Genomic DNA, 21,909 nt, shown 5'->3' with positions numbered 1-21,909 from the left:
GGTGCGTCTGTGCGAAATAGAGCGCGCATTTTCAATAGGCGGGAGAAGCTCCATGTCCGCACGCTATTGGGTCGTCGGCGGCGTATACGCCGATACAGGTTTCACGGATATCGCCAGCGGCGGCAAGGAAACGCGGCTGGGGCCATTCGACGATTACGCACAGGCCAAGGCTGTCTGGCGCGCCAAGGCGATGGAGACGGTGGACGACGCCCACGCGCGCTACTCCATCGAGAAGGAAAGTCATGAGGAATACTGGGTGATCGGTGGCGTCTATACCGACACCAATTTCCATGAACTGGCGGATGGCGGAGAGGAAAGGAAGTTCGGGCCGTTCGAGACCTATGACGACGCCCAGCGGGAATGGAAGGCGCAATCCATGGCCGCGATCGACGACGCCTACGCCCGCTTCCGGATCGAAAAACTTTGAGCGACGCGACCGCCGAAATCCTTCGGCGCGCGCGGACCTATCCCTACGAAGCGCCATCGGGCAGCTACACCTGGCATCACGGTGAAGTCCGGGATTTCGCACCGGAGGACCGGGCCGGACGGACACCGGTTCTGGCCTTCGGGTCCAACCGGGCGCCGGAGCGACTGCACCAGAAATTCGCGCATTTGGGCGATCACCGAATCCCGGTCGAAGCCGCTAGGCTGACCGATTTCGACGTGGTTTATGCGGCCCATATCACGTCATACGGCGCAGTGCCGGCGATGCTGCAGCGGGTGCCGGGCGTGACGGTGAACATCGCCATAACCTGGCTTGATGCCGCGCAGCTCACCATCATGCATGACAGCGAGATGAGCGCCGCCAATTACGTCTATGCGCGGCTCGACGGCGTATCCCTGGAACTGTCGACCGGCGGCGGAGCAGATCACGCCTTCTGCTATGTCGGGACACGCGGCCATCTGGTGTCGGAGGATGGCGGCACCATCCCCCTGCTGGCGGTACAGGCTTCCGGCCGTCAGCATCCCGCGGCCGCGACGGGCGAGGTGCTGGAGTTGATCCGGGCGCGCGTCACGGCGCGTCAGGATGCGGATACTTTCGTATTGGACCTCGTCCGCGACGAGGCATATCGGCAGGACATCAGCGACCGGATTTCAGGCGATGCCGTTCCTTTCGACTATCCGGTGACGGTGATCAGCCGCTGACCGGTTCCGGCCCCAGAACGGCGAGAGCGAGGTCGATGAAGCGACCGATGGAATCGCGGCTTTCGCCGGACCGGGCCATGAGGGCGATCGCCAGGGTCTGCCCCCAGAAATAGTCGGCCAGCGCCATGGAGCTGGACGACGACGGCAGGTCGCCCCGCGCCTTGGCCTTGTCGAAGACCTGGACCATGATCGCTGAACGCTTTTCTTTTGCCAGATCCATCATGCGCCGGGTCTGTTCCGGCAGGTTTTCCGCATCGACGATGCTGTTCACGACGAAGCAGCCGCAGGGACCCGTCCGGTCGGTCGCCCGGTCCGCCACGTCTTCCAGATAGCTGCGCATGACTGCGCGGATGGGGCGGTCGTCGCTGCCGATCCGGCCCAGAATCTCGTCCCCGACCCCTTCCATGTAGCGCGTCAGCGCCTTGGTATAGAGTGCCTCTTTGTCGCCGAAAGTGGCGTAGAGGCTGGGTTTCGCCATGCCTGTCGCCTCGACAAGGTCGGCCAGCGACGTCCCTTCGAAACCCTTGGTCCAGAAGACCTGCATGGCGCTTGCCAATGCGCAATCGGGGTCGGTCTTTCTTGGTCGTCCGCGAACCATGATGGAGGACTCTTCCCGTCAAATGGAATTTTTATACCGAACGGTATTTTGAAGCGTTGAACCCGAAGTTCAAGCACCCATTTATGTACCGAACGGTAGGAAATAACCTGCCGCCTGACTTCGGAGGTAAATGAGAATGAATTCCTTCCATGGCAAGACGATCCTGGTTACCGGCGCCAATCGCGGCATCGGCCGGGCCTTTGTGGAAACCCTGTTGAAGGCGGGGGCCGGCAAGGTCCTGGCCGCCGCGCGCAAGCCTGAATCGCTGAATGACCTGGTTGCCAACGGGTCCGGACGGGTGAGGGCGGTACGCCTGGACATCACCGATGCGGATCAGGTTTCCGCCGCGGCTGCGGATCACGCCGATGTCGACATCCTGATCAACAATGCCGGCACCGCGGCCCTGGCCGGGTTCATCCAGGCGGACAGCCTCGAGGCGGCACGGGCGGATATGGAAACCAACTATTTCGGAACCTTGAACATGGTGCGGGCCTTCGCGCCGGTGCTGGCGCGGAACGGCGGCGGGATGATCGTCAATCTGGCTTCCATCGCGTCCCATGTGAATTTCCCGCTGCTCGGCTCCTACAGCGCGTCAAAGGCGGCGGTGCATTCCCTGACCCAGGCGATCCGGGCGGAACTGAAAGAGTCCGGTACCAAGGTCGTCGGCGTCTATCCAGGACCGGTCGATACCGACATGGCCCAGGCGCTGGATATCGACAAGACGTCCCCGGAGGACGTTGTGGCCGCGGTCCTTCAGGGAATCGCGGTCGGCAGCGAGGACATCTATCCGGACGCCCAGGCGCTGGAACTGCACAGCGGCCTGCGCGCCGACCCGAAAGCGGTCGAACGCCAGATCGGCCAGATGCTGCCGCATTAAAGACCTCGACGGATTAAAAACGGAACCGCCCCGGAAGACCATCCGGGGCGGCCCGCTTAGCCAACGCAATTCAGATTGACTGTGAGGGCTTTCAGCTTGTCACAGACAGTGGGAGGCGGAGCACTGTTTGCCAACCTTAGCGGCAAACGAATTTCCCCCATCCTTCTTCCCGAGCATCCTCGTATGTATGGAAGCCTGCTCGAGGATGAAACCCTTGTGTTACCAATCTTTTCTGTACTTTTCCCGAAAGACCCGGATAGTTCGCCGCAACCCAGTCGACCGCCTCCTGGTATCGGTCTTCCAGCGAGTATAGCGCTGGAGCCTCCCAAAACTTTTCGCCAGAACTCGTTGTGAGAAAAGGCGGACGCTCAGGATCCTTGAGTTCGCTCTTGGGTAGGACTTCCCATTCAAAGTGGCCCAGATAGACAACCTCGCCAGCTTTTACGGCAAAGCTATGGGTTTGATCGTCGCGGAAAGTGGCATGTATTCCGCCCCAGCCAATTCCAAAATACGAGAAGACATAGGTTCCGGGCTTGATTTCGAACGCACGATATCCAATCCCTTGGTCGGCCACGTCGATCCTGGACATAAAGCCCACATGGGTAAGGTCGGATAACTCGTCGACTATGCGGCACCACCACATGTATGGGCCATTGTCGGCGACCCATTCGGTATCCGTGCCGTGTTCACCCACTGAAAATACCACAATCGCCCAATCGGTAGGACCCTTGGTGGTGGGATCGACATTCCAGTAGTTAAGTTTACATCCTGCGAGTGCAGCAATGCTGAACAGAATGGCTGCAACCTTACTCATACGTGCCCCCAATTGTATTGCGTCGCCAATATAGAAACTCGCGAGTATGAAACGCATTAGCGCCTGACCGATACGAACACGCGACCGGTAGGTTGGGCAGATGCTGTCGAAATAATGAAAACGGCCCGCTCTTCCTTTTGGAAGGGGCGGGCCGCGTTCCTGGCGTGATTACAACGCGCTCGCCCGGTTGACCGCGCAGGTCACGGCTTTCAGGGAGGCGGTGACGATATTGGCGTGGCGGCCGACCCCGTAGAGGCGTTTGCCGTCGGCCGTGCGGGCCTCGACATAGGCGATGGCCATGGCGTTGGCGCCTTCGCCGATGGCGTGTTCGGAATAGTCCATCACCGATATCTCGATGCCGGCGTCGTCCTTCAGGGCGTTGACATAGGCGTCTATCGGACCGTTGCCCTTACCGTGCAGCGAGACCTCCTCGCCATTGCGTTTGACGATAGCCAGGATGGACCGCAGTTCCGAGGCATGAGTATCCGCTGTCGTTCGGTGATCGACGAAGGCATAGGGGGTCTCGTTGTTCAGATAGACCTCCTCGAAGCTGTCCCAGATCATCTGGGGTGCCAATTCCTTGCCCGTTTCGTCGGCGATGGTCTGGACGATGGTCGAGAATTCGATCTGCAGGTTGCGCGGCATGCGCACGCCGTAATCGGTCTCCAGGATATAGGCGACGCCGCCCTTGCCGGACTGCGAATTGACCCGGATCACGGCCTCATAGGAGGAGCCGACATCCATCGGATCGACCGGCAGGTAGGGCACATCCCAGATACCGCTGTTCGAATCCTTCATCGCCTTCAGGCCCTTGTTGATGGCGTCCTGATGGCTGCCGGAGAAAGCCGTGAAGACGAGGTCGCCGCCATACGGATGGCGCGGGTGGACCGGCAACTGATTGCAGTATTCGACAATCTTGCGCATCTCGGGGATGTTGGTGAAGTCGAGCTGCGGATCGACACCGGTTGCGACCATGTTCATGCCAAGGGTCACGATGTCGACATTGCCCGTCCGCTCCCCGTTGCCGAACAGCGTGCCTTCGACCCGGTCGGCACCGGCCATCTGGGCGAATTCCGCCGCCACAACGCCCGAACCCCGGTCGTTATGGGGGTGAACCGACAGGATCAGGCTGTCGCGCCGGGTGAAGTTGCGATGCATCCATTCGATGCCGTCGGCATAGACGTTCGGGGGCGCGACCTCGACCGTGGCCGGCAGGTTCAGGATGATCGGTTTCTCCGGTGTCGGCTCCCAGACATCCATCACCGCCTCGCAGACTTCCAGGGCGTAGTCCGGCTCGGTCTGGGTGTAGCTTTCCGGCGAGTACTGGAAGCGCCAATCGGTTCCGGGGTTCTTTTCCGCATGCTCCCGTACCAGCTTTGCGCCATCGATGGCGATCTGCTTCACACCGTCGCGGTCCTGCTGGAAGACGACGCGGCGCTGGATCGTGGAGGTCGAATTGTAGACGTGGACGATTGCCCGGTGGACACCCTTCAGCGATTCATAGGTTCGCTCGATCAGATGCGGGCGCGCCTGGGTGAGGACCTGCACCGTGACGTCCTCGGGGATCATGTTCTTTTCGATCAGCTCTCGCGTGAAGTCGAAATCGGTCTGGGACGCGGCCGGGAACCCGATCTCGATTTCCTTGAAGCCCATGCGGACCAGCAGTTCGAACATGCGGCGCTTTCGGTCCGGCCCCATCGGTTCGATCAGGGCCTGATTGCCGTCGCGCAGATCGACGGAACACCAGATCGGCGGCTTGTCGACCACCCGTCCGGGCCACTGGCGGTCGGGCAGATCGATCCGGTCGTACATGCGGTATTTATCTACGGGCATGCGGTTCATAACGGGGTCCTCCTGAAGCTCTTTCTGGCCGCGCCAGCCCGGTTCTTCTAGGCGCCGGGCGGCGCGGTGTCCATGGTTTGAAGCGGATTTCGCGGCAGGGCTACGGCCATCGGTCTGCCGCGGGCGGACCGACGACCGTGAATTAGTCGCGCCAGCGCCTGCAGGGAAAGGCTGCGGGACGGTGCGGTAATGAAAATCGGGTGCGGGGTCATGACGACGGTGTCTTTCCGAAGGGGGAGGCAGGCTGTCGGAGGAAGGGCAAAAGGGCCCCTTCCGCGCTCAGATTAGAGCGTGGCCTAGTAGCTTCGATAGAAGCAGCATGCCGCCGGAAGTCGTCATGGGATCAGGCTATCGATGGCTGCGGGCGCGGTCAAGCGGCTTGCGCCGCTCCGCTTCCACCGGAAAAGTAGCACCGGGAAACGATAGAGGGAGGTTCCATGCGCGCCGCCGATATACTCGCCCGACGCCTCTACGAGGCCGGATGCCGCTTTGCCTTCGGTATGCCGGGGGGGGAGGTTCTGACCCTGCTGGATGCGATGGAGCGGGCCGGCATTCGCTTCATTCTGGCAAAGCATGAGAACGCGGCCGGTTTCATGGCGGAGGCGACCTGGCACCGGACCGGCGCGCCGGGCATTCTTCTGGGCACGGTCGGACCCGGAATCCTGAATGCCGTGAACGTGGTGGCGAATGCCGAGCAGGACAGGGTTCCGCTCATCGCCATTGCCGGCTGCGTCGATCCGGCCGAGCGACTGACCTATTCCCATCAGGTCCTGGACCATACGAAGGTCTTCGATCCGATCTGCAAGGCGGTGTTCACCCTGACGGCGGAGGCCCCGGGAGAGGCCGCCGAAAAGGCGGTTCAGGCTGCAATGTCGCCCCGCTCCGGTCCTGTCTTCATCGATGTGCCGATTACCGTGGCCGAAGCCGAATGCGGTGTCGGCTATGCGCTGCGGCATCCGGAGCCGTCGCCGTCCGTGCCCGCAGAGGGGCCGGAGCTGGCGCGGGCGCAGTCCATGCTGTCCGGGGCGCGGCGGCCTTTGATGATCGCCGGGTTCGACGCGGTCTGCGACGATGCGGGCGATGCCGTGCGGCGGTTCTGCGAAACGCTCAATGTGCCGCTGATCACGACCTATAAGGCAAAGGGGCTGGTGCCGGAGGACCACGCCTGTGTCGTCTGCGCCGCGGCCCTGTCGCCGTCCGCCGATGCCGTCGTGAAGCCGCTCGTCGCACAGGCCGATCTTATTCTGCTGGCCGGATACGATCCGATCGAGATGCGTGTCGGCTGGCGCAATCTGTGGAATCCGGCAAAAACCGATGTCATTGAAGTCGTCGCCCGGCCGAACGATCAGTACATGCATCAGGCCACGGTCAGTTTTGTCGCTGATATCGGCCGCACCCTGGATCTCCTGAGGAGCGGCATGACCGGCAGTGCGACCTGGCCCGATCAGGCCCCGACCGGGATGCGCGACCGGCTTCGGCAGTCCAATGGTGCGACGGCGGAATGGGGGCCAGGCGCCATCGCCGATACGGTTCGCACCGCGGTGCCGCGCAATACCGTCGCGACGGTCGATTCCGGGGCTCATCGGATTGTGCTTTCCCAGGTCTACCGCTGTTTCGAACCGCGCAGCCTGCTGCAGTCGATGGGGCTGTGCACGATGGGATGTGCCCTGCCACTTGCCATTGGTACCAAGATCGCCGATCCGGCCCGGCCGGTTGTCGCCTTCACCGGCGACGGTGGACTGATGATGGTGCTGGGGGAGTTGTCGACCCTTGCCGATTATCGCCTGCCGATCCCCGTCATCGTGTTCTCCGATCGCAGCCTGGCCCTGATCGAATTGAAGCAGCGCGGCATGCAATTGGGCAATGCCGGCGTGGATTTCGCAGGCGGCTACGACTATGGCGCCCTGGCAAAGGCGTTTGGCGGCGAATGCGCCACCGTTCGGGATCGTGCGGCACTCGCGGCGGCGGTAAAGGACGCTCTGTCCGCCGAGACATTCACCTTGATCGTCTGCGAAATCGACCGCCGGTCCTACGATGGGGTCCTGTGACGATCAGGTGTCCTCGCCCTCGTCCTCTCCGTCGCCCGAAGGACCGTCCGAGCCCTTGCGCGTGGCGCGCCGGGCCGCGACCCGTTTTGCACTGATCCGTTTAGATCCCGATTTCTTGGAGCCTGCCTTCTTCGTTTCCGCCTTCTTCGCCGAGTTTTTCCCAGCGGTGGGCGGATTGAAGGCCTCCGGCGCTTCGCCCGGGACGGATTCTATGTAGAGCGACTGGCTGGGGAAGGCGAAGCCGGTTCCCGCTTCCTCCACGATGTCCTTGATGGCGTAGGCCAGCTTTTCCTTGATCGCCAGCCATTCGCCCCAGACCGTCGTGTGGGTGAAGCAATACAGCATGATGTCGATGGAACTGGCGTTGAAGCTATCGACACGCACGAACATGGTCGCCCGCTCCGGCGGGACGAATTCCGGCTGGGACAGAATGTAGGCCTCGATTCCGTCTCGGATTTCCTTCAATTGTGCCACCGTGGTCCGGTATTCGACGCCGATCATCCAGTAGATGCGTCGATGGGTCATGCGGCTGAAATTGGTGACCGCGCTGTCCGACAGTTGCGCGTTGGGGACGAAGACAGGGGCCTTGTCGAAGCGCCGGACGAAGGTTGAGCGAAAGCCGATGGATTCCACGGTGCCTTCGACCACACCGTCGACACGGATCCATTCGCCGATGGAGAAGCGTTTTTCCGTCAGGATGAGGATCCCGGCGATCAGGTTCTTGAACAGGTCCTGCGCCCCTAGTGCGACGGCAACGCCGAACAGGCCCAGCCCGGCAATGATCGGGGCGACCTGGATGCCCCAGATTTCAAGCACCGTCGCGACCCCGATCAAGGCGATGATCAGTTTGATCGCCTTGATCAGCCATTCGACCATTGCGGAGGTGAAGACGCGCTCGACCCGGTTCAGCAGGAAGGACAGGGGATCGACCATCCGGTAGAAGCCCCAGAACAGCACCAGCACGATCAGCGACCGGTTCAGTGAGGTCGCGATATCCTGTGCCGTGCCGCTCAGAGACAGGTATTCGGTGGCGAAGAAGACGCCCATCACCGCCGGGATCATGCGGATCGGACCGGCCAGCGCGGTCGTGATCGTATTGTCCAGCCGGTTGCTCGATCTCTCGGCCAGAACCTCAACCCGATGCAACACGAAGCGACTGAAGATCTGACGGAAAATCAGGAACACGAAGAATATCGTCAGCGCGACCAGGATCTCGCCCAGATCAATGCCGCCGACGCCATAGGACCAAACCTCGCGCACCAGCGCCCAGAAATCCGCCAGACTGTCGACCCCTGTCCATCCGGTTCCGGTGGCCGGCGGCGGGCTCATCGTGCCCGTGGCAGCGTCCAGGACCGGTGTCTTCGCCTCCCCGGATTGCGCGATTTGTTCGGTACTGGATCGGGACACGGGCGAATAACTCCTGAACAGCTGGTCAGTCGGACAAGGCGGCCCTGGCGACCTTGCGCATGACCGTCGGCAGGGCACGATCGCCCAGTCCGTCCGGCAGGCACCAAGTACAGTCGGAGGGTACGGTTTCGTCAATTGCGCGCGCGCGAAAGACGGTCAGTTCCAGATGAAAATGGGTGAAGGTGTGCCGGATCGCGCCGGCCATTCCGGTAACGGTCGCCATCGCGGGCAGCCCGGTATCGTGAAACGCGTCGCTGCCGGCTTCCGTCCAATCCGTGCCGGGGAATTCCATCATGCCCCCCAGCAGCCCCCTTTCCGGGCGACGGCGCAGCAGGATCGCCCCATCATCGCGTTCGATCCAGAAGGCGGCGCCGCGCCGGGTCGGCTTGGGCTTCTTCGGCTTCTTGCGTGGCAACGTCTCCGCAATCGACTGCCCGCTACAGAAATCCGTCAGCGGGCACAGCATGCACTTCGGACGGCCCGGCGTGCAGACGGTTGCGCCCAGATCCATCATCGCCTGGGCGAAATCGCCGGGGCGATGCGTCGGCGTCATCGCAGTCACGAAGTCGTAAAGCGCCGGTTTGGAATCGGGCAGCGGCGTTTCGATGTTGAAAAGCCGGGTTGTCACCCGTTCGATGTTGCCGTCCATCACGGCGGCCGGCCGGTCGAAGGCGATGGCGGCAATGGCCGCGGCGGTGTAGCGGCCGATTCCCGGCAGATCGCGCAGGGCGTCCTCCGTGTCCGGGAACTGTCCGTCACGCTCTGTGGCGACACGGATCGCGCATTTGTGCAGGTTTCTGGCCCGGGCGTAATAGCCCAGGCCGGCCCATTCCGTCAGGACATCGTCCAGATCGGCTGCCGCCAGATCGCGGACAGTCGGCCAGCGGGACAGGAAGCGGCGGAAGTATTCGCCGACTGTCGCTACGGTCGTCTGCTGCAGCATCACTTCGGACAGCCACACATGGTACGGGTCCGCGACCCGGCCGGGCGGCGCGCGCCAGGGCAGCTTTCTGGCGTGCCGGTCATACCAGGACAGCAGGGCCGGTGCGATATCGGTTTCGGATTGGACAGCCATGGTTCACAGTGTAATCGGCGGCGGCGCAGAGACCAGCCCCCGCAACCCCGGAATCGATCATGACCAAAGACGACGGCGCGCCGAAGGACAAGCGAAAGAAGACGGACGACATGCGTTACGGCGGCACCCAGTCGCTGGCCGCCATTGTCCCCAGGCTGGCCCGAAAGGCCGTCGGCAAGCGTGGATTCATGGATGCCCGCATCCTGAACGAATGGCCGATGATCGTTGGCACCGATCTGTCCAGGCATGCCCATCCGGACCGCCTGACCTTTCCGCGTGGGAAGCGGGATGGCGGGACACTGCACATCCGCGCGATGGGACCGATGGCGACCGAGTTGCAGCATCTCGAGCCGGTTCTGGTCGACCGCATCAATTCACATTTCGGTTATCGCGCGGTGGCGGGAATCAAGTTGCTTCAGGCGCCACCGACCCGGACTCCGGCGACGTCGCGGCGCACCGAACAACGCAAGCCGCCCCCGCGGCCCGCGGATTCCCGGGAGTTGGCCGATCTGGATCGCCGGCTGGAGAGTGTCGACGATCCGGAGCTGCGGGTCATCCTGCGGCGCCTGGGGGAGGGGATTCTGCGCCGGAACGCTCAAAAGTGACGCCGCGTCCCCGTTCTTGCGCCATGTGAGGGTTGCCATCGACGCGGGAAGTCCATAGGTAAGCCGGACATGATTCAATGCGAGGGTGAGGATCGCGTCCATGAGCCTGTTCCAGCACAAAGCCGCTCTTCCTGTCGTTGTCGTCGCGGTCGTCGCGGCCATTGGCGGCCTGATCTACTACGTGAACCGGTCTCCGGAAGCCCCGATCGCCAGCCAGGTCGATTCCAATCTGGCCAACGCGGACGCTTCCGCCGCATCGCCGGACACGAACCCGCTGATCAAGCCGCGGGTGCTGGGGGATCCGGACGCGCCGGTCACGATCATCGAATATTCCTCGCTCACCTGTCCGCATTGCGCGGCGTTCCACCGCGAGACGCTGCCGCAGTTGAAGGAAACCTACATCGATACCGGCAAGGCGAAGCTGGAACTGCGCGATTTCCCGCTGGACGACGGTGCGACGCTGGGTGCTCTGCTGGCCCGTTGTGCCCCGGAAGACCGGTATTTCGCGCTGGTCGACCTGCTGTTCCTGCAGCAGCGCAGCTGGGCCAGGTCGGAAAATCTTGTCGGCGAACTGGCGCGTCTCGGCGGCTTTGCCGGCATGTCGGAAGAGAGCATTCAGGCCTGCTTCGAGAACGAAGAACTGTTCCGTGCGATTCGCGAACAGCGTCAGGTCTGGTCGAATCTGCACGAGATCTCCTCGACGCCGACCTTCATCGTCAACGGATCGAAGGTTTCCGGCGCCCAGCCTTTCTCGGAATTCCAGAAGATCATCGACAGCGAATTGAACTGACGCCGAATCGTTTCGCGATTCCAGCGGGCTCCGGGAACGACTCGACTCTTCCCGGAGAATCCGTATTGCCTTACCTGTTGGGCGCGATTCGGCGCCCGGCACAGATTGTCGTCTAAGGCTTTACGGACCGCGCCTCAGTGCATTTCAAGAAGCTGAAAGTCCACGGTTTCAAGTCCTTCGTCGACCCGGTCGAGCTGATGATCTCGTCCGGGATCACAGGCGTTGTGGGCCCGAACGGCTGCGGCAAATCCAATGTCATCGAATCGCTGCGCTGGGTCATGGGCGAGGCTTCGGCCAAGCGCATGCGGGGCGGCGAGATGGACGACGTCATCTTCGGTGGATCGTCCAGCCGGCCGCAGCGGAACAGCGCGGAAGTTACCGTTTATCTCGACAATTCAGAACGTAAGGCCCCTGCCGCCTTCAACGATACGGATGAGCTGGAAATCATGCGCCGTATCGATCGTGGCCAGGGATCGACGTACCGAATCAACGGCAAGGAGGTCCGGGCCCGGGACGTCCAACTGCTGTTCGCGGATCTTGCGACCGGCGCGAATTCGACCGCCATTGTCAGCCAGGGACGGGTCGGTGCGCTGATCGGTGCGAAGCCTCAGGATCGGCGAACCCTTCTGGAGGAGGCCGCCGGAATCCGGGGACTGCATTCTCGCCGCCACGAGGCGGAACTGCGCCTTAAGGCGGCCGAGAGCAACCTGGAACGTCTGGAAGACGTCATCGGCGCCCTGGAGAGCCAGTTCGGCGGTCTGCAAAGGCAGGCGAGACAGGCGAACCGCTATCGTCGCATCGCGGAGCAACTGCGCGCGCAGGAGGCCATCCTGCTGCACCTCCGCTGGACGGAGGCAACGGCGAAACTGGAATCGGCGCGCCTGAAGCTGAACGAGGCGCAGGCCGTCGTCACCGAACGCACGCAGATGGCTGCACAGGGTGCCAACCTGCAGGCCCATGCGCATGACAAGATGCCGAAACTGCGCGAGGCCGAAGCCGAGGCTGCGGCACGCCTGCAGTCGCAGGTCATCGCCGAACGGCAATTGGAAGCCGAAGGCGAACGCATCACCGAGCAACTGGCGGACCTGCGCAAGCGACTGGATCAGATTTCCTCGGACATGGTGCGGGAGGAAACGCTGGCATCCGACGCGATTGAGGCGCTCGAACGCCTCGGCCAGGAGCGTAAGCGCATCCAGGAGCTCCAGGCGTCCGAGAAGGCCGAGACTGAAAAGCTGCGTGCCGAACGGGATGAAGCCGACAAGTCCGTCGCCCGGGAAGAGGCGAAACTGGACGAGTTGAATGAGCATGTCGCCGCCGTGGAGGCTCAACGGGCCGCGCTGACGCGCCAGATCGATGATGCCCGGAAACGCCTCGCGGCGCTGGAGCAACGTTCGGCGGCCATCGCATCGGAGACGGAGACCCTGAACGCGCGGATCGCAGAGGCCGGGGATGTCGAGGGCGCCAGGGCAGCGGTCGACGCGGCGGAGCAGGCCCTTGTCGCGGCCCGGACGGCGGCGGAAACCGCTGAGGAGGGCCGTGCGCTCGCTGAGGCGAAAGCGACCGAGACGCGCAATGCGCTGGCCGAAGCCGATCAGGCTTTGCGGCGGGATCTTGATGCGGCGCGCAATCAGGCGCGCGAGAGCCTGAGCACAGCCGAGCGGGACGCGCGCGACAAGGTGGCTTCGGCGGAGAAGTCTGCCCGGGAGAGTGTCGAGGAAGCGGATCGGCTGCGCGGTCGCCTAGCGGCCGAAGAGGCGGCGCTGAGCGATCTTCTGGCCCAGGATGACGATGGCGGCGCGCCGGTCCTGGAAGAAATTCAGGTGGCGGCCGGTTATGAGACCGCTCTGGGCGCCGCCCTGGGCGATGATCTGGATGCAGCGCTGGATGAGGAGGCGTCCCGTCACTGGACCGATCTGGGCACGCTGGAAGGTGCGCCGGCACTGCCGGATGGCGTGACGTCTTTGGCCGACGAAGTGAGGGCCCCGGCCGCCCTGTCCCGACGCTTGTCTCAGATCGGCGTCGTTGCGGATGCCGAAACGGCGGTACGCCTGCAAAAGGAACTGACGGTCGGTCAGCGCCTGGTCAGCCGGGATGGCGGACTGTGGCGCTGGGACGGATTGCGTATCCGGCCGGGAACGGCGACGGCAGCGGCGAAGCGCCTGGAACAACGCAATCGGCTCGCGGATGTCAGTGAGGCGTTGGCACGGGCCGAGAGTGATCTGGCGCGCATTCGCGAAGAGGCGGAAAGCAAGATCGCGGATGCGAAGCAGTCGGCGGAGCAATCCCTGTCGGCCGCGCGTGACGCGGCTGAGAAGCTTGTCGCCGAGGCCGAGGAGCAGGCGGAAGGCAAGCTGGACGATTTGCGCGCCGCGTCTGAGGCCGCTGCGGCAGCGCTCACCGAGGCGGCCGCGCGGGCGAATGAGGCCCGCCGCGCGCAACAGGATGCCTATGACGCCGCCGGTGCCGCACGGAAGACCCTGGCGCGGTTGGAACAGCAGGTCTCCGAAAGCCGCAGCCGTCTGGCGGCGCTGGAAGGGGAAACGGACCGGATCGAGACCGAGAGGGCCGACGCGAACGAGCGTGTGGACTCCGCGCAAAAGGCCGTCGCCGTTCTGGAAGATGCCAACATTCTGCGCGAACGCCTGTCGTCTTCCCGCGCGGCACTGGCCGAACTGCGTGCGCGGCAGGTCGAGAAACGCTCGACCTATGACCGGCTGGAACGGGAAGCGAAGGCCCGTGGCGAACGGCTGAATGCGATCCTGGCCGAGGAGCAGTCCTGGACAGCACGCTCCGAAGGGGCGGCACGGCGGCAGAACGATCTGAAGGAACGGCATCTGGCGGCCGGGCGGGAACTGACCTCCCTGGAGGCACGGCCGGCGGAGATCGCCGAGCAGCGGGCTTTCCTTCAGGGCAAGATTGCCGAACTGGAAGAGGAGCGGAAGGCGGCGGCCGACCGCCTGGCCGAGGCAGAACTGGCCCAGCGCGATATGGACCATGCGCTGAAGGCCGCCGAGCAGGCGCTGGCGGAGGCACGTGAAACCCGCGTGCGCCGCGAGGCGGAGGTGGAGCAGGCCGAACAGGCCATGGCGACCGTGACGGAACGGGTCGCCGAGAAACTGGAATGCACCCCGGAAGAGGCGTTGTCCCAGTCCGGCCTGTCGGAAGATGCCGAATTACCCGATCAGGCCGATGTCGAGCAGCGCATCGAACGGTTAAGCCGTGAGCGGGACAACATCGGACCGGTCAACCTGCGCGCCGAACAGGAAGCGCAGGAACTGGAAGAACAGATCGCGTCGATGAAGACGGAACGCGACGACCTGATCGGTGCGATCAGCCGGCTGCGCCAAGGAATCAATGCGCTGAACCGCGAAGGTCGGGAGCGTCTGCTGCGCGCCTTCGAGGAAGTCGACACCCATTTCCGGCAGTTGTTCGTCGAACTGTTCGGTGGCGGAGAGGCGCATCTGAAACTGACGGAATCCGACGATCCGCTTCAGGCCGGACTGGAGATCATGGCGAGCCCGCCCGGCAAGAAGATGCAGATCCTGTCGCTTCTGTCCGGGGGAGAACAGGCGCTGACCGCGCTGGCGCTGCTGTTCGGTGTCTTCCTGACCAATCCCGCGCCGATCTGTGTGCTGGACGAGGTCGATGCGCCGCTGGACGATACGAATGTCGACCGCTTCTGTCAGATGCTGGACAAGATAGCCAAGGCCGGGACGACCCGTTTCCTGGTCGTCACCCACCACCGCATGACCATGGCCCGTGTCGACCGGCTGTTCGGGGTGACCATGGCGGAACGCGGCGTTTCGCAGCTCGTATCCGTCGATCTGCGGCAGGCCGAACGGATGCGGGAAGCGGGTTAACCGCCGGACTCCCTGTCATCCTTAGTCAGGAGAATCTGACGGAGCGTGCGGGCGGCCGGGCCCAGCGGCGCATCGTTGCGGTGCGCCAGATAGCACCCCATGATCGACGCGCCATTCAGTCCCAGAGCGACTGCGTTAAGCCTTACCAGACGGCCGGATTCCAGGTCCTCCTCCGCTGCCCAGAGCGGCAGGCGCCCCCACCCCAGACCGGCCCGGATGAGCGCGTGTTTGGAATCCTGTCCGGCAACCCGCCAGGTCGAAGGCGACAGGACCCCGATATCGCGCCCCTCCGACCAGGCGGTTGGGTCCTCCTGGACGATCTGCAGATGATCCACCAGATCCGCCGCGTCCAGGGAAACGCCCGCCCCCCGCCTTGCCAGCGGGTGCATCGGGGCGGCAACGGCTACAAAGACAACGGGGCGCAGCGCCTCAAGCGTGACATGGGGATCGCGAAACTCTTCGCCGGCAGTGATCGCGATCTGGCAGCGACCGTTCAGCAGCGACGTCAGCGGTCCGCCCAGTGCGGCGGTTTCCAGGCGGATGGCGACCGATGGGTACATCTCGCGCATCCGATACAGCGCATCGGAAATCGCCGGAAGGGAATACAGAACGTCGACACAAAGCGAGAGCGAGAGCTCGACGCCTTCGCCAAGCCCCCTGGCCCTGGCTCGAAGGGAATCCGCTTTCAGCAGGATGGCGCGGGAATCCTCCAGCAGGGCGGTGCCGGCGCGGGTCAGGACAGGTTTATGTCCCGATCGGTCAAACAGGGTGACGCCCAGTTCCGCCTCCAGATTGGCAATGGCGTGACTGATTGCGGATTGAACGCGCGATAGCCGACGGGCGCCCTGGCGGAAGCTGCCTGCCTCGGCCACGGCGACGAAGACCCGGATCTGGTCAAGGGTGAGAGCATCCAACATGATCTATTAAATCGATCAATTTGATCAAAATTACAACAGTTCAATAGATTGATACTGAGTGCCATCTATGCCGTCGATCATCGCAAACGGAGGCAACTCAATGACCCGTGTCCTGGTACTTTACTATTCTTCCTACGGTCACATCGCACAGATGGCCCGACATGCCGCCGATGGTGCACGGGACGCAGGGGCCGAAGTCGCCCTACGCCGGGTGCCTGAACTCGTGCCGCCCGAGGTTGCGGTAAAGGCCGGCTATGTGACCGAGGATGATGTTCCGGTCTGCCGGATCGATGAACTGCCGGAGTATGACGCCATTCTCTTCGGCACGCCGACGCGGTTCGGGAACATGGCCAGTCAGATGAAGAACTTCTTCGATCAGATGGGCGGGCTTTGGTTCTCGGATCGGTTTGTCGGAAAGGCGGGCGGGGTCTTCACCTCGACGGGCAGCCAGCATGGCGGTCAGGAAAGCACGATCCTGTCGACGCATATCGTGCTGATGCATCTCGGCATGGTGGTGGTTGGACTGCCCTATACCTTCAAGGGGCAATCCCGCATGGATGAAATCACCGGTGGTTCGCCCTACGGGGCGACGACGATGGCCGATGACGGGCAGGGGGGAGACCGGCGGCCCAGCGATAACGAACTGGACGGCGCATTCTTTCAGGGCCGGCATATTGCCAGGGTCGCCGCGGCGCTTCGCGCCGGGTCGTTCCTTCCCGAACCGGAAGCGGCTTGATGGACCGAGTGGAGCAGGGCGGCGCGCACAGGGGATGGGGCGCGGTTGCCGTCATCGTCGGCGCTGGCGTGGTGTCCGCCATCCAGGTCGGCAAGGCAACGGCCGCAATGGACGAAATCCGCGCAGATCTGATGCTGGATATTGGCACGGCATCCATGATTCTTTCCGTCTTTGCGTTGATCGGCGCCCTGGGCGGTGCCGCCATCGGAATGGCGGTCGACAGGATCGGTGACCGTCGGATGGCGATTGCCGGCCTCGTCTTGCAGGCACTGGGGGCGGCGATCGGCGGATTGGCGCCGGAGGAATCGGTTCTGCTGGCGGCCAGGGTTCTGGAGGGACTTGGATTTCTGGCGGTGGTCGTGGCTGCGCCGGCCATGATCGCTCGTCTGGCGCCGCCGGGCCGGTTGAACGGTGCGATGGCGCTGTGGGCGACCTTCATGCCGGTCGGGCTCGCCCTGATCATGGCGGCGACCCCGCTGCTGTCGGCAATATCCTGGCGCGACCTGTGGCTCGGCAATGCAGCGCTGCTCGGTGCCTATGCGGTAATTGTGGCGGCGACCATACCCAGCCCACCAGCCGTGGTTCAGGTTCCGGGGATTGAGAGATCGATCCTGGCGGATCTTGCAGCCGCGTTGCGGACCGGGCCTCCCCTTCTGCTTGCTGTAATATTCTCTATCTACGCGGCCCTGTTCTTTGCAGTGTTCGGCTTTCTTCCGTCCCTCCTGTCGGAGCGGCTGGCCTTGGGGCCTGAGCTTGCGGGACCGGTCGCCGGACTGACGATAGCGTCCGGCATTGTCGGGAACCTCGCCTGTGGAAGGATGCTCAGGGGGACTGCGCCGCCGGCGCATATCCTGATTGCCGGATTCGCCGTAATGGCGGTAACGGGATGTCTTTTCTTCTGGATGCCGCTGCCGGCGCTACCGGCCTTGATCCTCTGCATTCTGTTTGCGTTGGTCGGTGGCGTGGTTCCGGTCGTCCTCTTTGACGCCGCGCCACGTTTCGCGCCCGGGGGATCGGGCGGCGGATCGCTGGTCGGGGCCACCATGGGATTGATCATGCAGGGCAACAATATCGGCCTGCTGGTCGGGCCGCCGCTGGCCGGGGGCCTCGCGACCACATTCGGCTGGCCATCGGTCGCCTTCCTGGTGGCTGGTCTGACTGGTGTGGCAGCACTCTGTGTAATTGTTTTTGCGCGGCTCGACCGGGCCGTCTTCGCAATCAGGCGCTCAGAATCTTTCCCGGGTTCATCAGGTTGTCCGGATCGAAAGCCTGCTTCAACTGACGCATGACGGCCACCGCCTCACCGTGTTCCGCGGTCAGGAAATGCTTCTTGCCGTAGCCGATGCCGTGTTCGCCGGTACAGGTTCCGCCATAGGCGATGGCGCGCTGATTCAGCCGCTCAACCATATCCTTGGCGCGCTTCAACTCGTCCGCGTCATCGGGGTCAAACATCAGGCACAGATGATAGTTGCCGTCCCCGACATGACCGACGATCGGTGCATAGATGCCGGAATCCTGGATGTCCCGCTTGGTATCCAGAATGCAGTCGGCCAGTTTCGAAATCGGCACGCAGGCATCGGTCGCCATGCCCTTCTTGCCCGGCGCGGCGGCGCAGGCCGCATAGAAGGCGTTGTGACGGGCCTCCCACAGTTTCGTGCGCTCCTCCGCCTGACTCGTCCACCGGAAGGCGCTGCCGCCAAATTCGTCGGACAGGGCCTGAACCTGTTCGGCCTGTTCGGCCGTGGACGCCTCCGAGCCGTGAAACTCGAAGAACAGGGTCACCTTCCGTTCGAACCCATCCAGTTTCGAATAGTCGATGCAGGCGCCCATCTGAACATCGTCCAGCAGCTCGATCCGGGCCACCGGAATACCCGACTGGATCGTCAGAATGACGGTGTTCACCGCGCTTTCCAGGTCCGGGTACTGACAAACGGCGGAGGTGACGGCCTCCGGAATGCCGTACAGGCGCAGCTGCACTTCGGTGATGATGCCCAGCGTGCCTTCGGCGCCGACAAAAATCCGGGTCAGATCGTATCCCGCAGCGGACTTACGGGCCCGACCGCCGGTCTTGATGATGCGGCCGTCGGCCATGACCACCGTCAGGCCCAGAACATTTTCGCGCATGGTGCCGTAGCGCACGGCGTTGGTCCCCGAAGCACGGGTCGACGCCATGCCGCCCAGCGACGCGTCCGCCCCGGGATCAATCGGGAAGAACAGGCCGGTGTCGCGCAGGTATTCGTTCAGCTGCTTGCGCGTCACACCCGCCTGGACGCGGCAATCCAGGTCTTCATTGTTGACTTCCAGCACTGCATTCATCTGCGAAACGTCGATCGACACGCCGCCTTCCAGCGCCGCCACATGGCCCTCAAGCGACGTGCCGGTGCCGAAGGGGATCATCGGAATCTTGTGCTCGGAACAGACCTTGGCGATTTCTGCCACCTCCTCGGTGGAATGGGCGAAGATCACCAGGTCCGGCGGTGCGCCGGGAAACCAGCCTTCGCCGTGGCCGTGCTGTTCGCGCACGGCCGCCGAGGTGGAGGCACGGTCGCCGAACCGTTGCTGCAGGATGCCGATGCCGGGGTTCGCCGCGTGCTTGGATTCTGCTGATCTGGCCATGGTGCTGCTCCGGAAATTTCCGCTGTATGAGATACCTGGAAAGGTCATACCATTTCGATCGGGCGAGATCACGATCGAAGATCGGCGCCGGTTTTCCGCGCGATGCCGCCGACCACGATATCAGAGCGCGGTGCGTCGATAACACCGTTGCCTGTCATCGATTACGCGATATGGTGCGCCCAAATTGGTCCGCATAGTCAAACGCAAAAGGCATGGCCGAGACAGAAACGCCGCCCCCAAGCGAGCCGGAAACGGAAGCTGCCCAGCCGAACGGCAAGAAGCGGCTGACCGGTCTGGCGCGCCTTCTGCAGTACAAGTTGGTTATTCCGATTGCGCGAGGGCGCCATAACGGCGTTCCGACGGCGCGCGGTACGGCGATCGGGCTTGCCTTCGGACTAACGCCCACGGTCGGCATCCAGATGCCGATGATTCTTGTTTTCTGGGCCGCCATCAAATGGCTGAAGCCCAGTTGGAAATTCAATCTGATCGTGGCGCTGGCCTGGACCTGGCCGACGAATGTGCTGACCGCCCCGGCCTACTACTATCTCTGCCTGCTGACAGGGCGGTTGATGATGGGCGACAGCACCGATCTGGGCTTCGATGTCTTTCAGGCCCATGTGGAAAGTGTCCTGTCGAAGGATGCGACTTTCGTCGAATCGCTTTGGGTCTATACGCACGAGATATTCCGAACCTGGGGCGTGCCGCTGTTTGTCGGTTGCATCCCTTGGGCCGTTGCCGGAACCTGGGCGGGATATGTCCTGACCCTGAAGTTTCTCGCCAAGTTGCGGGAGCGGCAGCGCCGTCAGATGCTGGCGCGGCATGCCCGCCGAGCCCGCAAGCGCGCTGCCAAGGAACGCGCGCGGGCGACCCAGACCGAATAGCCGGGCCGCCCGTTTCGGAGTTCAGGCCGCGTCCAGCCCCATCTGCCAGAACTTGATTTCCAGCCGGGTCGCGTCGCGAAAGGTCCGGGCCAGATCGTCGAAGCGCGTGTCCGACAGCTGGGGCCCTGCAAGGCGGTCGATATACCGGCGTTCATCGGCACAGGCGTCCTGATAGTCGGATCCGGCATACATCGCGATCCAGTCGGCATAGGGCGTGTCGACACCCCGTGCCTTCGTTTCGGAATCCAGTGCCGGACCGATTTCGCCATAGCCCAGCATGCAGGGCAGCAGCGCCACGTGAAGGTCCAAAAGATCGCCCGCCATGCCGCATTCCAGGACATAGCGTGTATAGGCCATGTTGGCCGGGTCTTCGGGAAGGTTCTCCAGGTCGGCCGGATCAATGCCCCATTTCCGGCAGAACCCGACATGCAGGTTCAGTTCCACATCCATGATGGCCGCGATACCGTCTTTTGCCCGTTTCAGGTCTTCCACGGTTCGCGCCTTGTATCCGGCCAGGGCATAGGCGCGGGCGAACTGGATCAGGAACAGATAATCCTGCTCCAGATAGTACCGGAAGGCCGGTTCCGGCAGGGTGCCGTCCGCCATGCCCCGAACGAAGGGGTGGCGGGTATAGGCCTCCCAGTCTTTCGGACAGGACGCCTTCAGGCGGTCGAACAGATCAGGCATGGTTCCCTCCGAAAAGCGGATCAGTTGGCAGATCAGTTGGCGGAGCAGTTGCAGGGAACCGGCAGTTCCTCCGCATAGACATGAAGCTCCGGGCTGGATTCGATCAGGCCGGATTCCAGCATGAAGGCTGCGAAATCGTAGTATCGCTTGGCATCCAGTTTCGCGGGTTTGTCGGCGAGAAGCGGGACCGTGTCCTTCCATGCGCGCCTGTTCAGTTCGTCATCCAGATCGGGATAGGCGGCAATGAACACCTCCCAGGCCTCGGCCGGATTCTCCTGAACGAAGGCCGTCGCGTCCTCGAGTGCGCGCAGGAAGCGCGGCAGGCGCGGGTCGTCGCGGCCATGGCTGGAACTCAGCAGAATCAATTCGTCATAAGCCGGGACGCCGTGGTCTTCGGGCAGGAAGGCGCGGCCCGGATGGCCTTCGATGTCCATCTGGTTCAGTTCGAAATTGCGGAAGGCGCCGATCACGGCATCGGTCTGTCCGGCGATCAGGGAGGGCGACAGCGACCAGTTGACGTTGATCAGTTCGATGTCGTCCAGCGACAGGCCGGCCTCCTTCAGCATCGCCCCCAGCAGGGCGTCTTCGAACCCGCCGACGGAATAGCCGATCCGCGCACCTTTCAGATCGGCAATGGATTTGACCGGACCGTCGGCCAGAACCACAAGACTGTTCAGCGGCTGATCCACCAGGGTGCCGACCCGCACCAGCGGCAGGCCCTGATCGGCCATCATGTGCAATTGCGGCTGATAGGATACCGCCACATCGGCCTTTCCGGCAGCGACCAGTTTCGGCGGGTCGTTCGGATCGGCAGGTGCGATCAGTTCGACTTCCAGGTCCTGATCCGCGAAGAAGCCCTTGTCCCGTGCGACGACCAGCGCCGCGTGGTCCGGATTGACGAACCAGTCCAGCAGGACGGTCATCTTGTCCTGTGCCATGCCGGGACGGGCTGTGGCCAGCAACAGGGCCGCGGACAGTGCGGCGATCAGGGTGCGTTTCATCCGGTCATT

19 protein-coding genes are annotated in these 21,909 nt (G+C 63.2%); 10 read left to right on the top strand and 9 right to left on the bottom strand.

Annotation, left to right across the window (positions count from 1 at the left end):
- Nucleotides 1-52: 52 nt before the first annotated feature.
- Together R8L07_01560 and R8L07_01555 are read left to right on the top strand one after the other, a co-directional pair.
- On the top strand, nucleotides 53-427 hold the full coding sequence (locus R8L07_01560) for a DUF4170 domain-containing protein (protein MDW3204200.1): 375 nt from the start codon (nucleotides 53-55) through the stop codon (nucleotides 425-427).
- Complete coding sequence (locus tag R8L07_01555; protein MDW3204199.1) at nucleotides 424-1,146, top strand: hypothetical protein; 723 nt, start codon at nucleotides 424-426, stop codon at nucleotides 1,144-1,146. Before R8L07_01560 ends, R8L07_01555 begins: the two co-directional genes overlap by 4 nt.
- Here R8L07_01555 and R8L07_01550 read toward each other — a convergent pair.
- The gene (locus R8L07_01550) at nucleotides 1,136-1,744 is read right to left on the bottom strand and encodes a TetR/AcrR family transcriptional regulator (protein MDW3204198.1); all 609 of its coding nucleotides are present in this window, start codon (nucleotides 1,742-1,744) and stop codon (nucleotides 1,136-1,138) included. The two genes, R8L07_01555 and R8L07_01550, sit on opposite strands and share 11 nt — an antisense overlap.
- Nucleotides 1,745-1,880: 136 nt before the next feature.
- Between R8L07_01550 and R8L07_01545 the strand changes: the two genes are divergently transcribed.
- On the top strand, nucleotides 1,881-2,621 hold the full coding sequence (locus R8L07_01545) for an SDR family oxidoreductase (GenBank protein ID MDW3204197.1): 741 nt from the start codon (nucleotides 1,881-1,883) through the stop codon (nucleotides 2,619-2,621).
- 136 nt (nucleotides 2,622-2,757) lie between these two features.
- On the opposite strand, the gene R8L07_01540 is transcribed toward R8L07_01545, so the two are convergent.
- Nucleotides 2,758-3,435 (bottom strand): hypothetical protein, encoded by a 678-nt coding sequence (locus R8L07_01540; GenBank protein ID MDW3204196.1) that lies wholly within the window; start codon nucleotides 3,433-3,435, stop codon nucleotides 2,758-2,760.
- Between the two features lie 168 nt (nucleotides 3,436-3,603).
- Entirely contained in the window at nucleotides 3,604-5,277 is a 1,674-nt protein-coding gene (gene leuA, locus R8L07_01535) for a 2-isopropylmalate synthase (GenBank protein ID MDW3204195.1), read from the bottom strand.
- 437 nt (nucleotides 5,278-5,714) lie between these two features.
- Here leuA and R8L07_01530 point away from each other — a divergent pair, with 437 nt between their 5' ends.
- Nucleotides 5,715-7,325, top strand: a complete 1,611-nt coding sequence (locus R8L07_01530) for a thiamine pyrophosphate-binding protein (protein ID MDW3204194.1) — start codon at nucleotides 5,715-5,717, stop codon at nucleotides 7,323-7,325.
- 3 nt (nucleotides 7,326-7,328) lie between these two features.
- Here R8L07_01530 and R8L07_01525 read toward each other — a convergent pair whose 3' ends face one another.
- Nucleotides 7,329-8,732: a mechanosensitive ion channel gene (locus R8L07_01525; GenBank protein ID MDW3204193.1), complete on the bottom strand. Its 1,404-nt coding sequence runs from the start codon at nucleotides 8,730-8,732 to the stop codon at nucleotides 7,329-7,331.
- Between the two features lie 25 nt (nucleotides 8,733-8,757).
- On the bottom strand, nucleotides 8,758-9,807 hold the full coding sequence (gene mutY, locus R8L07_01520) for an A/G-specific adenine glycosylase (protein ID MDW3204192.1): 1,050 nt from the start codon (nucleotides 9,805-9,807) through the stop codon (nucleotides 8,758-8,760).
- Nucleotides 9,808-9,866: 59 nt separating this feature from the next.
- Between mutY and R8L07_01515 the strand changes: the two genes are divergently transcribed.
- The 3 genes from R8L07_01515 to R8L07_01505 all read left to right on the top strand — a co-directional run bounded on the left by R8L07_01515 (nucleotide 9,867) and on the right by R8L07_01505 (nucleotide 15,062).
- Entirely contained in the window at nucleotides 9,867-10,412 is a 546-nt protein-coding gene (locus R8L07_01515; GenBank protein ID MDW3204191.1) for a DUF721 domain-containing protein, read from the top strand.
- 100 nt (nucleotides 10,413-10,512) lie between these two features.
- Nucleotides 10,513-11,202: a DsbA family protein gene (locus tag R8L07_01510; GenBank protein ID MDW3204190.1), complete on the top strand. Its 690-nt coding sequence runs from the start codon at nucleotides 10,513-10,515 to the stop codon at nucleotides 11,200-11,202.
- Nucleotides 11,203-11,339: 137 nt separating this feature from the next.
- On the top strand, nucleotides 11,340-15,062 hold the full coding sequence (locus R8L07_01505; protein MDW3204189.1) for an AAA family ATPase: 3,723 nt from the start codon (nucleotides 11,340-11,342) through the stop codon (nucleotides 15,060-15,062).
- Here R8L07_01505 and R8L07_01500 read toward each other — a convergent pair.
- The gene (locus R8L07_01500; GenBank protein MDW3204188.1) at nucleotides 15,059-15,979 is read right to left on the bottom strand and encodes a LysR family transcriptional regulator; all 921 of its coding nucleotides are present in this window, start codon (nucleotides 15,977-15,979) and stop codon (nucleotides 15,059-15,061) included. The two genes, R8L07_01505 and R8L07_01500, sit on opposite strands and share 4 nt — an antisense overlap.
- A gap of 100 nt (nucleotides 15,980-16,079) precedes the next feature.
- Between R8L07_01500 and wrbA the strand changes: the two genes are divergently transcribed.
- Nucleotides 16,080-16,715 (top strand): NAD(P)H:quinone oxidoreductase, encoded by a 636-nt coding sequence (gene wrbA, locus R8L07_01495; protein ID MDW3204187.1) that lies wholly within the window; start codon nucleotides 16,080-16,082, stop codon nucleotides 16,713-16,715.
- The gene (locus tag R8L07_01490; GenBank protein MDW3204186.1) at nucleotides 16,715-18,004 is read left to right on the top strand and encodes an MFS transporter; all 1,290 of its coding nucleotides are present in this window, start codon (nucleotides 16,715-16,717) and stop codon (nucleotides 18,002-18,004) included. The genes wrbA and R8L07_01490 overlap by 1 nt, the downstream gene beginning before the upstream one ends.
- Here R8L07_01490 and R8L07_01485 read toward each other — a convergent pair.
- On the bottom strand, nucleotides 17,934-19,331 hold the full coding sequence (locus R8L07_01485) for an FAD-linked oxidase C-terminal domain-containing protein (GenBank protein ID MDW3204185.1): 1,398 nt from the start codon (nucleotides 19,329-19,331) through the stop codon (nucleotides 17,934-17,936). The genes R8L07_01490 and R8L07_01485 overlap by 71 nt on opposite strands.
- A 212-nt stretch (nucleotides 19,332-19,543) precedes the next feature.
- Between R8L07_01485 and R8L07_01480 the strand changes: the two genes are divergently transcribed.
- Nucleotides 19,544-20,212, top strand: coding sequence for a DUF2062 domain-containing protein (locus tag R8L07_01480; protein ID MDW3204184.1), 669 nt, complete (start codon nucleotides 19,544-19,546; stop codon nucleotides 20,210-20,212).
- Nucleotides 20,213-20,233: 21 nt separating this feature from the next.
- On the opposite strand, the gene tenA is transcribed toward R8L07_01480, so the two are convergent.
- On the bottom strand, nucleotides 20,234-20,899 hold the full coding sequence (tenA, locus tag R8L07_01475) for a thiaminase II (GenBank protein MDW3204183.1): 666 nt from the start codon (nucleotides 20,897-20,899) through the stop codon (nucleotides 20,234-20,236).
- A gap of 32 nt (nucleotides 20,900-20,931) precedes the next feature.
- A complete protein-coding gene (locus tag R8L07_01470) occupies nucleotides 20,932-21,900 on the bottom strand; it encodes an ABC transporter substrate-binding protein (protein MDW3204182.1) in 969 nt (322 codons plus the stop codon).
- Nucleotides 21,901-21,909: the final 9 nt, after the last annotated feature.

The organism is Alphaproteobacteria bacterium (assembly GCA_033344895.1).
Taxonomy (GTDB): Bacteria; Pseudomonadota; Alphaproteobacteria; order UBA8366; family Aestuariispiraceae; genus Pacificispira.
This window is presented reverse-complemented; position numbering and strand designations above follow the sequence as displayed.

Coding starts and splice junctions, on each gene's coding strand:
- R8L07_01550 (MDW3204198.1), bottom strand. CDS start 1,744: ATGGTTCGCGGACGACCAAGAAAGACCGACCCCGATTGCGCATTGGCA.
- R8L07_01500 (MDW3204188.1), bottom strand. CDS start 15,979: ATGTTGGATGCTCTCACCCTTGACCAGATCCGGGTCTTCGTCGCCGTG.
- mutY (MDW3204192.1), bottom strand. CDS start 9,807: ATGGCTGTCCAATCCGAAACCGATATCGCACCGGCCCTGCTGTCCTGG.
- R8L07_01485 (MDW3204185.1), bottom strand. CDS start 19,331: ATGGCCAGATCAGCAGAATCCAAGCACGCGGCGAACCCCGGCATCGGC.
- R8L07_01510 (MDW3204190.1), top strand. CDS start 10,513: ATGAGCCTGTTCCAGCACAAAGCCGCTCTTCCTGTCGTTGTCGTCGCG.
- R8L07_01515 (MDW3204191.1), top strand. CDS start 9,867: ATGACCAAAGACGACGGCGCGCCGAAGGACAAGCGAAAGAAGACGGAC.
- R8L07_01480 (MDW3204184.1), top strand. CDS start 19,544: ATGGCCGAGACAGAAACGCCGCCCCCAAGCGAGCCGGAAACGGAAGCT.
- wrbA (MDW3204187.1), top strand. CDS start 16,080: ATGACCCGTGTCCTGGTACTTTACTATTCTTCCTACGGTCACATCGCA.
- R8L07_01530 (MDW3204194.1), top strand. CDS start 5,715: ATGCGCGCCGCCGATATACTCGCCCGACGCCTCTACGAGGCCGGATGC.
- leuA (MDW3204195.1), bottom strand. CDS start 5,277: ATGAACCGCATGCCCGTAGATAAATACCGCATGTACGACCGGATCGAT.
- R8L07_01545 (MDW3204197.1), top strand. CDS start 1,881: ATGAATTCCTTCCATGGCAAGACGATCCTGGTTACCGGCGCCAATCGC.
- R8L07_01470 (MDW3204182.1), bottom strand. CDS start 21,900: ATGAAACGCACCCTGATCGCCGCACTGTCCGCGGCCCTGTTGCTGGCC.
- tenA (MDW3204183.1), bottom strand. CDS start 20,899: ATGCCTGATCTGTTCGACCGCCTGAAGGCGTCCTGTCCGAAAGACTGG.
- R8L07_01490 (MDW3204186.1), top strand. CDS start 16,715: ATGGACCGAGTGGAGCAGGGCGGCGCGCACAGGGGATGGGGCGCGGTT.
- R8L07_01560 (MDW3204200.1), top strand. CDS start 53: ATGTCCGCACGCTATTGGGTCGTCGGCGGCGTATACGCCGATACAGGT.
- R8L07_01540 (MDW3204196.1), bottom strand. CDS start 3,435: ATGAGTAAGGTTGCAGCCATTCTGTTCAGCATTGCTGCACTCGCAGGA.